A 12860-nucleotide genomic window follows, 5' to 3' on the forward strand; every position below is an offset into this window, starting at 1 on the left:
TCGTTTTTGTCTTAAATGAGGCCTCAACTTGCTTTGCTCTACGACTGATGCAGGTGTAATGCGGACAGCTTAATGGAACATGGGCCAGTATAAATATCGAGTTGATAAATCCTTGCAACGCTCTCAGTGGCATAGAAAACATGCGTTTCACCATGAGTGCTGTCGTGATAGCTAAATCACTGAATCGACGTGGCCTATCGCGCTTATTCTGTTTGCTTTGCGCCCACCCGCTAATCGCCTCTTCATCAATCCAAAAGGTCAGAGAGCCACGGTTAATGAGTGATTGGTTGTATTGCTTCCAGTTAGTTGTTTTGTAACGAGGTTTAGGCATAGAGCTACGAGTGAGAGTGGAGGTAGCTGATCAGATCGTAGGTTCTTGATTTAGTTCTATTGAATTACGCAACAAAGCCTATCGGCATAGCCTGCAGGCTTTTGAATGGCGAGGAAGCCACGAGAATAATAGATATAGCCAGAGAGTTTTTCGTTACAGCTGGTACGCACAGATTTGAGTCGGTTGAAACTGTTATAGCTATAAAGCGTATAACAAAGCTCTACATTTAAAGTCTCATATGCACCGCAAGCATGGTGTCACGCTGAATCCTAAAAAGGACATCAAGCCACTACTTGCAGTTGCCAAGAAATCGCGTAAATACCAATGGTTGAAGTAATATGATTCAATCGCCTTCCAGCAATCTGTGCTTAATCTTCACCAAGGCTTTAATAACTTCTTTAATCCGAAGTTGAAAGCGAAGTTGAAACGCGACAGAGGCTCCTTCGGGGCGAGTCCAATACACGGCAGAGGGACTCGCCTAATACTTAGTGGGAGAATCTGCTAGTTCTATGCCAGAGGAAGACATAAGTCGTAATTGAGTGAGTGTTACCACCCAACCCTCAGATTTCTTCTTTTCGAATCAGGGCAGGTAAAGCTTTCTCTAAACTTGGGGCCAGTTCAATTAGCCCGCTTGGGGTTTTCCGACCTAGAATTAGGTTTAATTATGCCGAAAAGTTATGCAAAAAGGAGCGTATTATTTGCCTTTTGCCGTTGTAGAAGACTAAGAGCTATAAAGTTTATCACGTCTGACGTAGGCTAAGGTCGCCCTTTCACGAATTAAGGAGGGCGTTAAAGGGAGAGGTTCTAGGCGGGATCGGCGAAGTTAAGGTGAACACCGTAACAAACTGAGCATGTGTGAATGCCAAATCAAGTGATGTGTTCTGCTGGGGTTCTGAGCAAAATAGGAAAAAGAAAAAAACGACATATGAGATCGTTGATGGTTACTGTCATGGAAGCTGGCTGGGAGCAACTAATGAGAAAATAAAACACTGCTCTCAACGGATCTTGTGGGACTTCCCTTTCGATATCAACCTCTAATCCATCAAGTAACGAGCTTCAAACCTAAAGAACATGAGTACTGCTGAGGACATTTTTCTGTTGAGATGTAACCAGTTCCGCTATTGGCATGCAAGATTCCCAAATCGTCTACTAATTAGATGGAGGATGAATTTTTCGGGGAAATGTGTTCAAGACCCCAATCAGCTGTAAATCGTAGAACGATTAACAAGGATGCCGTGTTCGGCCAACGTATAACTTAGATTGGCAGAGCTCAAAGTCGTAGAGGCATACCAGCGAACACACCAAAGAAGGAGGTTAGGGCGAAGTTTTTCCATTTGAACTCAAAGTTGGCCAGAGGGCGGGATTCGTTAAAACTCTCTTCTGTACATACATTATTACTGCGCTTTTCTAAATTTTTCATTATAAATTATAAATTAATTATTATAAAAATAATGATTAAATATATATTGTCATGGTGGTCAAATATGGGATATATTATATGAAATTTCTAAAAACAAATTCATTTAAAAAACTATGTTTACTCGCTTTTTTATTTAATATTAATAGCGCTTTTTGCTCTTCCACTGGACCTAGAGAGGAACCTTTTTCGAGGCTTTATCTTGAAGGCACCTATGTGAATTTATCGCCAAATTCTAAAATATACGCCAATAATAGAATGCAGGCCGAAATTGAAATTTATTATCAGTTGAAATCTAATTACACGTTTGACAATGCAAGTCTCAAAAAACTCTATACGGCGGAAACGATTGACTCGCTCTCCGTCTCAGATTCTCACAGCGGGTATGTATTAGATATCAGGCTTGAGGATGGAAGTAACCGAAACAGACGAAGAGAAGGCTATAGGAGTGTTTCTAAGTTTGTTTCAGGTAACCGTGCAGATGTTTATCATCTGTGTGTCCAAGCGACGGCCACCAATAATATCACTGGTGAATCTCTTACCCAAAATACTTGTAATGGAACCACAAACAAATCTTCTGCCATCGTCGAATTGTTGACCCCAAGAACCTTTACCAGTTCAGATTTTACCTACGAAACAAGCAATAGCGGATGGAGTGATGGGGCCATTCTTCATCTCCAGAAGTATAAGCCTAACAATTTTACGCTCCAGAAAGTTTGGCAAGAAGGGGGGCTGAGATTTAATAATGACCACCATAGGTTGCTGGGGACTTATAGCAACAGCCAGTCCTCTTCCGCCTTATACTGGATATATGATACAGATGCTGGCCATATCAACATACCATTTTCAACTACCTATGACACTGGCTGGAAAGACCGGGTTGTCTATGGCGATCTCAATACAGATGAGGCCATTATATTCGTCAGCTCATTTGGGCGCGGTATTTACAGCAGCAACTCTGCTAACATCTCTAAAGCATTTCCTCCCTATGACTGGAACCAAAGTATTAGTCCTGATGGAAAAATAGTGTATTTCGAAGATAAATTTGGCAATAGAGGATACTTTAGTTTTTCAAGAACTAGCTACAATGATTATTTCGAGGAAGGGTACTATTTAAGAAGAATACATAGTGAACATAATTAATAGGTGATTAATAAAATGTCTTTTTTATCGAATGCACATAACTTCTCAATTATTAATAATTCAGGTGTCGATCCTAGGACTGGGGCTTATATATGTTCAATAAGGCTCGCTGATTTTCTATCACATAAAACCGTAGGTTCTCCCATTTCCTTGGTATTAAACTATCGTGCCGAAAGTGTTCGAGATGAAGGGTTTGGGAGAGGCTGGCTACTTTCTTTAAGTCGTTTTGAAAAAGAAGATAGTATTATTTACCTGAGCTCAGGCCAAAATTATAAAGCGATTTATAATCATCAGACTAATGAATATAAACTCCCATACAGAAAAATTAAAGATATTAAGTTACTCTATTCTCTCAGTAATAATGAAATTAATGTTATCTATAAAAGTGGGATTGTAGAATCGATAGACTATGAAACGGGAGCCTTGAAAAAGATCACCTCCATCCAAGGCTTGGAAACAACATTCCACTATAGAGAGAGTGACCAAACTAGCAAATTGTGGAAAATAACGGATGGCTCAGGAAGAGAATTACGGATAGATTATTGGTCTGAAGACTTAAAAACAACGGTCACACAGGTTGTAGGTGGAGAAACCTATCAAACACTGGTTGTTGATAAAGAAAGCAATGGTATTTATAAAAGATTAACAACGCTTCATTTACCTGATGACGAGTCGAATATCACTTTTGAGTACGAATACCTGAGTAATATTAACTATGACCTCCTGACAGTCTTTTCTCATCCCAGTGGCCTGAAAGAAATCCTCACTTACCAAAATGAAGGGCACAGCTTTCCGAGCGGTGGGCCGGTCAGTAAAGTCCCTTATGTGACTATGCATCGATTTGTCGCTGGGAATAATCAACCTGACCGAGTAACAAACTATACTTATTCAGATAAAAACTATCTCGGTTTTGCTAGTGAAGCCGCGTTCGTCAATGGAGAAGATACTCTATTCAAATCTAGGAGTGACTATGAGTATAGTAGTGTCGAGAAAATAAATAGCACGCAATCCATAACACGGTCTTATAATAAATATCATTTACAAAAATCTATAGAATATCGCCACAATGAGGTTCTTTACAGAAAAGAAGAGTACGTTTATTACGCGGAGATAAATACCAGTATTGAGCATCAACCAGCCAATTACTCATTTCTGAAGGAAAAACATGAAACTCACTATGAAGATTCTGATTCTAGAACGTTTGTCCATAAGTATCAGTACGATGATTATGGGAATCAAACCTTAATTCGAGAGATAAATGGTGATCAAACGAAGCGAGTCTATTACACCTCTTCAGGAGAAGGTCAAGCATGCCCTCCAGAGCCTAATGGGTTTGTTGCCTTCCTGCAGGAAGAAACTTTCCAGCCAGCTTCCTCTATTACTAGTCATGAACAAGAGAGGAAAAGTGTCTTCACCTACCAATCCTTACCCCGCATCGGAGGAGGCAACTTTGTCGTCCTTAAACATGAAGAGAGCTCTCTGAGTCGTGTAGATTATGTTTACTTTAACAATGTTGAAGAGCTTACTCATGGTCAATTACAAAAAACCTCTACTTTTATCAATGATTTTGTTTCACGAAAGGACTTGTCGTACCGTTATACCGACCAAGATGTTGAAATTACAAGCGCACTAACAACACATGATAATTTAGTCGTTACCACCCAAGTCAAGCATGATTTAAAGAGTGGTGAAGCCGTTCAGTGGGTCGATAGTGAAGGAGTTATCTCAAGTTGTCGATACGATCTTCTTGGTAGGCGGACTCGAGAGATAAAGGCGGAAGGGACGGATTATGAAGCGGTAGTGAAGTATGTATATCGTGTTGGTGATGGGCTCAATCAATTGAAGAGCATAGAGCCTACCGGTATCCAAAGCGTCGAAGACTACAACAATGCAGGCAAGGTCATTAAGACAAAACGAAGTGATCTTAATGGTCAACTCATCGTGTTGAGTGAACTCAGCTATAACAGCCTGGGTCAATTGATTGAGCAGCAAGAATTTGATAACTTTTCGACCAGTTCTTCAATGGTAACTAACTACGAATACGATGCCAGAGGCAACCTTAGTAAAATCACCCACCCAGAGGGAAGGGTAGAAGTCATCAAGCAAAACCCCGTCAAGATGACTATAAACTATTCGATACAAGGTTTGCTTTCAGAAATTCGTTCTTTTGATTTAATGGGTAACTTATTAACAAAGGAGCTGCTCAACAGTCATGGGAAACGGTTAGCGTTTTTCCAGAATACTTATGATGCCTTAGGCAACTTGGTGTCGAGCACAGACCAGAAAAGTCATACTGTTGAATACACCTATGATACCGCAGACCGAGTTGTTTCAACACGTCAAATCTACGATGGTGAAACGCTTGAAATATCAAAAAAATACGTCCGTTACAGCCATGATCTTTTGCCTGTTGAAACCAGTGTTAATAATAAAACCATTGGGATTAGGGTGTATGACGGGCTATCTCGCATGGTATCTGAAGTGTCGAGTTCTGGAACTGAAAAACAGTCTTTTAGCGGGGCTTCTCCAATTCCCACGAGGGTTGTTATGGCGGATGGTAATGAACTCGAGATAACGTACAATAAGTATTTGAAGAAAGCCACGGCCTATAATGTTTCAGGCAACGAAGCGTTGAATGTCACCTATCACTACGACGCAAAATCTGGTCATCTAGTACGTGCAGAGAATAAAAATCTCATCAGTGCTTATGTGTACTTTAAAGATGGGATGACGAGAGAGGAGATGGCGTTTTTCCCCAATACGTCTGTTAGACTTTTTAGCTTTGAACAATATCACCTTTCAGGCAGGCTGGATTTTAAGCACGATTATTTTGGTAACGTCGTTAGATACAGCTATGACCGCTACGGAAGAATGTTTTATATCGAATATATTAAGCAAGATTCGAATAATGAGAGTGTCCATACATTCAGCACTTTAAATTATGATCACTATAGTCGCTTGGTCGGATGTGATACTTATAGGGGAAATGATCACCTTCAAATTAAACTAGAATTAAACGATGTCGGACTAGAAACGAAAAGAAGTGTTCATCTAAACTCTCAATTACAGTTTTCTTTGCAACAAGTTTATAACGATGAACTTCAAATCAGCCTAAAGACACTCGAAAGAGACAACAAAACAACGGTTGAAAAAATGTCATACGATGATTTCCATCGACTAGTTGATTATCAGTGTGATGGCTTTGAACACCCCAAAGATACATTTGGCAACAAAATCATTCGACAGCAATATAGTTATGACTTGTACGGCAATATAACCAAACTTATCACGTTTTTTTCAGACGGTACCGACAATATTTGTACATATACTTATGATACTGATGACGTGGTGCGTCTTGCGTCAATCTCTAATACCCACATTAGCTACTCTGAATCGGCTAACTTAACTTATGACACATCAGGAAACATAACTAAAGATGAGCGGGGGGCGCTTTATCATTATGACGCTCTTGGTCAATTGAATTCAACTTCTCTGCCTATTAACAACAAGTCTTATCAATTCGAATACGACGCTCAAGGCCGTGTAGTGGCGCAAATTGGGCAAGACGAACCCAAGATGGAGCTTTATTATCAAGGTGACCAGATAGTCAACGAATTATACGATGGATGGCACACTTGTTACCATAACGTGGGTGGTTTATGGACGGACCGTACTATTTCTTCGTACCTCAAGTTTAATATCAGCCCTTCAAATTATGATACCTCGGTGCATCTTGCTGAACATCAATACTTACTAGGAAACGCCCAACATAGTGCTATCGCTACTCTAACCTCACACCATGGCGATGATACTATTTCGACAGAATACAAAATGTACACCCCCTATGGACAAGGTTGAGGTGAATGCGTGATTTATAGAGGAAATGTTTATCATGAATAAGAATTATGGTTCATCCGGTGTTAATCAAAGATATATAGATCTATCAAAAAGAACTTTTATCAAGTATTCCACCTCATTGGCTGCTTTATCCCCGTTTATTTACTTTACTCCAAGATTTCTCTTAGCTGGCGAAGCCTTTAAATCAAAATTTGAATCTTCAGGGTTAATTGTGCCTGTTAAATTTTCTCAGAGTCGGTTAGGTTTTAATGGCGAACGTGAGATTAGCGACATTGGTTCAGGGCTATATCATTTAGGCAATGGTTTTCGGATTTATAGTTCAGGTTTGACTCGCTTCCATTCTGCAGATGTGTTGAGTCCTTTTGGAGAGGGAGGGAGTAACTCCTATAGCTATTGTTTTGGCGATCCTGTGAATTTGCGTGATCCCAGCGGAAAGTTTGCGATATCCAGTTTAATTATAGGGGCGATTGTAGGGGCAATTCTAGGGGCGGGCATCTCCGCAACTGCAGAAGGAATTCGTGCGATAGTGACGGATACGCATTTTGAATGGGAACAAGTTGGGATTGGGGCCGCACTTGGCTTTATCTCAGGAGGATTTGGCGCGGCAGCAACGGGAGCAAAAACCAGTGTACAAGTGGGCCTCGCGATTGCTGATGCTTCTGTGTCAAGTGCAGTTAGCTTTGGTCTTGAATTGGCGACTGGCTCAAGTGCCAAAGATGCCGCTTTAAATGCGGGAATTGGGGCGGTAATAGGCCTTGTAACGTTTGGGGCAGGAAGAGGGATCGGGGTGGCTCGTAGCAGAAGAGCATTGATGGCTACACGACGCCAAGCGATGGAGATGGTTGAGTTAAGACATTGGTCCCCTCTTGAAGATCTCACGACCATAACAAGGCAGCGCTCACCAGGTTATCAAAGAACAGCAGCTATCTACAGGAGCGCCGACGATTATGTCTACAGCCATGGGGGGATTGGGTTAACCATGACGCCAGATGGTTTTAAAACAGCTGGACGGCTTGCGGAGTATCTACCAGAGGGCGCGCGAAGCGTTCAGAGGTTTAATTTGCAAACCTGTTTCGGGGCGACCGGAGGAAGCATGTTTTCTCAAGGGCAGGCTTTAGCCAATCATCTAAATACTAGAGTGGTTGCTTGGCCAGGTAACTACGTCCGCAACCTACCCGCAACTTCAGGGAGAGTGTTCAGACCTCAAGCCCCTGCATTAGCCAGGGTGACCAATAGCTTCAATACCGCGGCTGGTAACCTGAATAAACTCGTCATTTATGGTAGGAATCCGTCTTGGTTATGATAGTTAGAATGACAGTAATTTTTAACTAATGTGCTTTTTTACAAAAAATCTAGAGGTAAGTTGGTGGGGATAGGGGTTGTTGCCAAATTTGGGTAAAAGTAAAAAACTTCTGTCTGGCCTTTTGCCGAGTCCCGTCCTATGGCTAACTTTTAGTTCAAATGGAAACATAATATTCTCCCAGTTTGGTTGTTTATTTCATTATTGTAGCGGATTACTACAGGTGGATGCCGGCATTGCAACTGAGCTTGAAGCAGCAGCGAGTGAGAGCGTCCGGTTATTGGTTCTTTATCATCGAGGGGGAATTCACGCTCAAGCGATAATGTAACACTCTTCTTGTCTGGGCCTTCATTAGTATTAGAAGTGCTTATCTCACTGGCATATGACACTTTTAACATTGAAGGTTGCAACCCGATCGCTGTCGCATTCGCAATGAGCAACCCAGGCTCGGTATCACCTTGTTGAACAAAACCAGCAGAACGGGCTGGTAGGAGTAACTCTAACTCGAGGGGCGAGTCGTTGGGGATGATGCTTAAAATCGGTGTGCTTGGCTGCCCACTTTGGCTTGATAGGCAAGATAAAATGGCGACCACTTAAGTTAGGTGTGTTAGTAGAGGGGATGACGAGCGGAGATTGCATTGTGTTTGCTGAAGTCAGTCGAATTGCACGTTCAACGTTACAAGTACTAGAGGTACTCGAAGTGTGCATGAAAAAGAAAATTAATGTCTATATTGCAAAGGAAAACTTACAGTTATATGGCTCGAGGCAATCTCATATCACCGCTAAGGTGCTAGGAATTGCGGCAGAAATCGAGCGTGAGTTGATCTCGCTGAGAACGAAGGAAGCGCTCGCCGCCAGAAAGAAAAACGGAATGATTCTCGGAAGACTGAAGGGCCAAGCCGAGAGGGTGAAGCGCCGAGTACGCTGCGTGACTATATGAAGCTAAGGGTTAAGAGAGTTGTGAAAAGTGCTTGGCGGGAGACATGTGCTTACCAAAAACGGCTGCAATAATGAGGAGCTCTTGTTTTCGAATGTAGTAAATCACATGGTGCTTCAAAGGAAAGCGGAAGTAGTCTTGGCCCAACTCTGAAACTTCTATGCCGATCAACTTATTGCTAGCCAGTAATTCCATTGATTACTTTAGTTCTGAAAAGTAAGTGGTCCATTGTGTTTGCCCCCATCGCTCTAATGTATAGCGACGAATATCAATGAGATCAGACTGCGCTGCATAAGAAAGCTTATATTGCGTCATTAATCAAATTTACCTTGGTCAAGTGCATTCATGAAATCGTCACCGTCGACTAGGTTATCTGATAGAACATCGGCCTCTGCTTGTTCGAAGCGCGATTTCACCACCATCAATTTCAGGGCTTCAAGTTGCTCATATTCTTCACAAGACATCATCACCGCAACCGGTGAACCGTTCTTATTGATTTGTACGGGTTCACGTTGAGCCTTCATTAGTAAATCGCCAAATTTAGTTTTAGCTGTATTAGCAGTAAGTGATTGCATAATATTCTCCTTTTCGTTCATTATAAACGAATCGAACGCTTTAACTGATTTGTATGATTTTAGTTATACGGTTAATCCAATGGCGTGTCCATAAAGGTGTAATTTAGTGGATACGACTTGTTACCCCTCTCAGAACTGTCCAGTTAGTCTTTTAAATGTATATGTACACTTAATTAAAACTATCTTAATGTTCACTTTAGGGTTCATTTCATGAAAATTGGCTATGTCCGTGTCAGTATTCAAGACCAAACGCTCGACGTTCAACTTGAACAGGTTAAAGCTATAGGTTATGAAAAATTCACCAAGAGCAAGCGAGGGGGGGGAATCCCCAGAGAGAGAACTGCTTAACCTGTTGCTGGACTTTGCGAGGGAAGGGGATGTTATTCACGTTACTAAAGTCGACCGTATTTTGATCGTAATACCATTGATGCTTTGCAAATTGCTGAGCAGCTAGCGAGAAAGAAAGCCGGTTTGGTCTTTCATTACTTGGGCGATTTGGATATTAACAGTGATGTGGGCAGAGCGCGCGCTCAGAAGGGAGGCACCTCTAAGACGCTCACCAACTCATTCAAGAGATTGCAAACCAAAGGCATGAATAAACTGAGCTCAGTAAAGAGTTAGGGTGTAGTCGGACGACTGTTTATAAGGTCTCGGGATAAAAGTGTAGGTGAATTTGTAAAAAATCGTATTTTGCAGGGCAGCAGGAAGATATATGTTAACTTCAAATTAAACCTTTACAAAAACGAGATAATGGATAATAATGTCATCGCTCTGTTGTTCAGAGTTATTAAATGAAACATCAAGTTGTAAAAGTAAAACCCTCAGAATTCCTCGTTATTGTTGTTTTCCTCAGTGTTTCCCTTAGCTTCATAGATACATTAAATAATTCCAGCTCTCAGCGCATCGCATTTTGCGATTAATTTTTATCTTATATAAGGGACACAATATGTCTAACAAAACAAATGGCGTAGTAAAATGGTTTAACGAAGAGAAAGGTTTTGGTTTTCTAACTCAAGACAACGGCGGTGCTGACGTATTCGTTCACTTCCGTGCTATCGCATCTGAAGGTTTCAAGACTCTTAAAGAAGGCCAACAAGTGTCTTTCGAAGTAGAGCAAGGCCAAAAAGGTCTTCAAGCTGCAAACGTTGTAGCTGCATAAGATTTTAAGTAGGCGCGAGCGGAGATACCGCTTGCGTCACTTCCCCCCATCTTAGAGTACTTATTTATAACTCCCCACGAAAATATCCAATATTCTCCCAATAATTTTTGTATTTGTCGTTACGTTTCTTATTTACTTCGTTTTTATAAATAAAATTATTAATATATCTCAATAGTAGTATCTCTAAAAGACTGCTAGCTTCGTTATATCTAACGAAAATAAATAAGGATCAACCATGTCTCGAACAACAGGCCGTAAACTTTTTTGGTTTCAACAACAAAAGAAAAAAACGATAAATAATAAATAGGAATAGTATGAAGATCACATTTAATTTATTTAAAGATAACCTCTCTTGGGGTGGGATTATTCACCAACTTAATGGTGATGTTTTAAGGCGCCACGTGTTAGTGAGCGGAAACGTGGATGATATGAATATTAAATTTTCATACTGCGAAACGACTTTAACAGGCAGCATTACTGATCAACATGATTGTGTACTTGGTGATTTTAGTATTTTGGCTTAAATCTAAAGCACAGGCTTGTAATTAAGCTTACTAATAATTGATTACACAGTTGTCCGACTGAACTCTAACTCTTTGTTGATTGTGTGCTTGATATCTTGCTCCATAGGCTATTGACTACTTTGGTAAAGCGGCTTGTTAGGAAATCGGTCGACATGCATTCCTCGGCTCGTAATCGCCCCCTGATTTCATTGTAATACAGCAAGATGCGCTTCTTCATATTTCAGCGGAGGCGGAAATTGTGGTGTAAATGACTCTATATGCACCTCTGTTTATAAACCCTAGCCCTTAAAGTGCTTTATCAAATACTTCGGGCGTAATGTTAATATACCAATCTAAATTTACTTTCTTGCGCCTGATTAGCCCTCGCTCCTCAATAATTTCACAAGATACGCGGAAGTTGTTTGGAGGGACCTCTCTCCTAAGAAGTTGGTTAATAGCATGGTTGACCACCGTAGACTTACCTTCTTTGACTCCCTTCACGAATCCCTTTGCCAAACAACTTAATATCTCTTTTTGGATTTGGCTGAGTCTTTGATTTCTCATTTCATATTTTTATTATTCCTTGTAGCAATGATTAAACTTTAAATTTGAGAAGGAGGGTATGTTGTTTGGGTATACCTTATTGTCACTAGTTGAAAATTGCACCTAACCATTAAATGTCATAATATAAATGACATACCTATTTAGATCATAACCTAAAAGTCACTTAATCAAAATTATGTACATATTTGGATACTTAAGAGCATCAACTATCGAACAAGATGCAGAAAGAGCAAAAAAGACCTTATCAGAATTTGTTGAACAAAAAGGACTTCGTATTGCTGCTTGGTATGTTGAGCAAGAATCTGGCGCTTCGTTGCAAAGACCTAAATTACTGCAATTATTAAGTGATGCTAAAAAAGGGGATTTGATCATGATTGAGCAGATTGATCGACTCTCTCGTCTAAATGAATCTAGTTGGTCTAAATTGAAAGAAATGCTGTACGAGAAGGAATTGAAAGTCATTAGCTTGGATTTACCAACTAGTCACATCGCCATGGCTCCTGAAATATCCGATGAGTTCACGAATTCGATGATTAAAGCGATCAATAACATGATGATGGATATGCTCGCGGCGATTTCTCGTAAAGATTACGAAGATCGACGTCGACGCCAAAAGGAAGGCATAGATAAAGCTAAGACAATGGGCAAGTATCGAGGAAGAAGGCCCGATTTAGAGTTGCACGAACAAATCTACAAACTTCGAGTTCTTAAGGAGATGAGCATCAATGAAACAGCTAAGTTTGTGGGAGTGTCACCACGAACGGTCGTTCGTGTCGTCAAAAGAATGAGAGTTGAGCGTAACGAGAGCTAGGCATGTCTCACATCAAGTTGGGCCGGAATCGAGCAATTTTATAGCAGAAAGCGAAGTGATAGCGCTATTCGTGAGGGTTGTCTTCGTAAAGCAGGAGCCTCGCCCTTAAACTAGCAAGGCTTTATACTTTCTCGGCTAATGAGAAAGTTGTGCTAGTTCGTCTTTATTCAATCCTGTGACATCCATAATGGCTTCCTGATCTAGACCATTAAGCATCATCTTGCGCGCCATCTCCTTGAGGGCTTCTTGGCGTCCTTCTTGG

9 protein-coding genes and 3 pseudogenes are annotated in these 12860 nt (G+C 40.9%); 8 read left to right on the forward strand and 4 right to left on the reverse strand.

Going from position 1 to position 12860, the window contains the following annotated elements:
* The coding region (locus AB4513_RS10425; RefSeq protein WP_170962740.1) for a transposase at positions 1-331 on the reverse strand (331 nt) is incomplete at its 3' end.
* A gap of 1498 nt (positions 332-1829) precedes the next feature.
* Here AB4513_RS10425 and AB4513_RS10430 point away from each other — a divergent pair.
* The 4 genes and pseudogenes from AB4513_RS10430 to AB4513_RS10445 form a co-directional block, all read left to right on the forward strand.
* On the forward strand, positions 1830-2891 hold the full coding sequence (locus AB4513_RS10430) for a hypothetical protein (protein WP_102258028.1): 1062 nt from the start codon (positions 1830-1832) through the stop codon (positions 2889-2891).
* 15 nt (positions 2892-2906) lie between these two features.
* The gene (locus tag AB4513_RS10435) at positions 2907-6749 is read left to right on the forward strand and encodes an RHS repeat protein (protein WP_102258027.1); all 3843 of its coding nucleotides are present in this window, start codon (positions 2907-2909) and stop codon (positions 6747-6749) included.
* A 34-nt stretch (positions 6750-6783) separates the two neighbouring features.
* Complete coding sequence (locus tag AB4513_RS10440) at positions 6784-8052, forward strand: RHS repeat-associated core domain-containing protein (protein WP_016800081.1); 1269 nt, start codon at positions 6784-6786, stop codon at positions 8050-8052.
* Between the two features lie 568 nt (positions 8053-8620).
* Positions 8621-8962, forward strand: a pseudogene (locus tag AB4513_RS10445) (recombinase family protein); the annotation flags it as partial.
* A 36-nt stretch (positions 8963-8998) separates the two neighbouring features.
* On the opposite strand, the pseudogene AB4513_RS10450 reads toward AB4513_RS10445, so the two are convergent.
* A pseudogene (locus AB4513_RS10450) lies at positions 8999-9301 on the reverse strand (type II toxin-antitoxin system RelE/ParE family toxin).
* On the reverse strand, positions 9301-9561 hold the full coding sequence (locus AB4513_RS10455; RefSeq protein WP_069592240.1) for a type II toxin-antitoxin system Phd/YefM family antitoxin: 261 nt from the start codon (positions 9559-9561) through the stop codon (positions 9301-9303). Before AB4513_RS10455 ends, AB4513_RS10450 begins: the two are co-directional and overlap by 1 nt.
* Positions 9562-9771: 210 nt before the next feature.
* Between AB4513_RS10455 and AB4513_RS10460 the strand changes: the two are divergent.
* The 3 genes and pseudogenes from AB4513_RS10460 (at position 9772) to AB4513_RS10470 (ending at position 11244) form a co-directional block, all read left to right on the forward strand.
* Positions 9772-10220 (forward strand): annotated as a pseudogene (locus tag AB4513_RS10460) (recombinase family protein).
* Between the two features lie 287 nt (positions 10221-10507).
* A complete protein-coding gene (locus AB4513_RS10465; RefSeq protein WP_102258025.1) occupies positions 10508-10720 on the forward strand; it encodes a cold-shock protein in 213 nt (70 codons plus the stop codon).
* Positions 10721-11034: 314 nt separating this feature from the next.
* A complete protein-coding gene (locus AB4513_RS10470) occupies positions 11035-11244 on the forward strand; it encodes a hypothetical protein (RefSeq protein WP_016800083.1) in 210 nt (69 codons plus the stop codon).
* Between the two features lie 285 nt (positions 11245-11529).
* On the opposite strand, the gene AB4513_RS10475 is transcribed toward AB4513_RS10470, so the two are convergent.
* The gene (locus AB4513_RS10475; protein WP_016800084.1) at positions 11530-11787 is read right to left on the reverse strand and encodes a hypothetical protein; all 258 of its coding nucleotides are present in this window, start codon (positions 11785-11787) and stop codon (positions 11530-11532) included.
* Between the two features lie 175 nt (positions 11788-11962).
* Between AB4513_RS10475 and AB4513_RS10480 the strand changes: the two genes are divergently transcribed.
* Positions 11963-12598 carry a recombinase family protein gene (locus AB4513_RS10480; RefSeq protein ID WP_017103703.1) on the forward strand — a complete coding sequence of 212 codons (636 nt, stop codon included), beginning with the start codon at positions 11963-11965 and terminating at the stop codon, positions 12596-12598.
* Positions 12599-12860: the final 262 nt, after the last annotated feature.

It is taken from the genome of Vibrio sp. 10N.222.54.E6 (assembly GCF_041473955.1).
Lineage (GTDB): Bacteria > Pseudomonadota > Gammaproteobacteria > Enterobacterales > Vibrionaceae > Vibrio > Vibrio tasmaniensis_A.

Excerpts from the sequence above, each read along its gene's own strand:
- AB4513_RS10430 (WP_102258028.1), top strand. The coding sequence starts at position 1,830 with ATGAAATTTCTAAAAACAAATTCATTTAAAAAACTATGTTTACTCGCT.
- AB4513_RS10435 (WP_102258027.1), top strand. The coding sequence starts at position 2,907 with ATGTCTTTTTTATCGAATGCACATAACTTCTCAATTATTAATAATTCA.
- AB4513_RS10440 (WP_016800081.1), top strand. The coding sequence starts at position 6,784 with ATGAATAAGAATTATGGTTCATCCGGTGTTAATCAAAGATATATAGAT.
- AB4513_RS10455 (WP_069592240.1), bottom strand. The coding sequence starts at position 9,561 with ATGCAATCACTTACTGCTAATACAGCTAAAACTAAATTTGGCGATTTA.
- AB4513_RS10465 (WP_102258025.1), top strand. The coding sequence starts at position 10,508 with ATGTCTAACAAAACAAATGGCGTAGTAAAATGGTTTAACGAAGAGAAA.
- AB4513_RS10470 (WP_016800083.1), top strand. The coding sequence starts at position 11,035 with ATGAAGATCACATTTAATTTATTTAAAGATAACCTCTCTTGGGGTGGG.
- AB4513_RS10475 (WP_016800084.1), bottom strand. The coding sequence starts at position 11,787 with ATGAGAAATCAAAGACTCAGCCAAATCCAAAAAGAGATATTAAGTTGT.
- AB4513_RS10480 (WP_017103703.1), top strand. The coding sequence starts at position 11,963 with ATGTACATATTTGGATACTTAAGAGCATCAACTATCGAACAAGATGCA.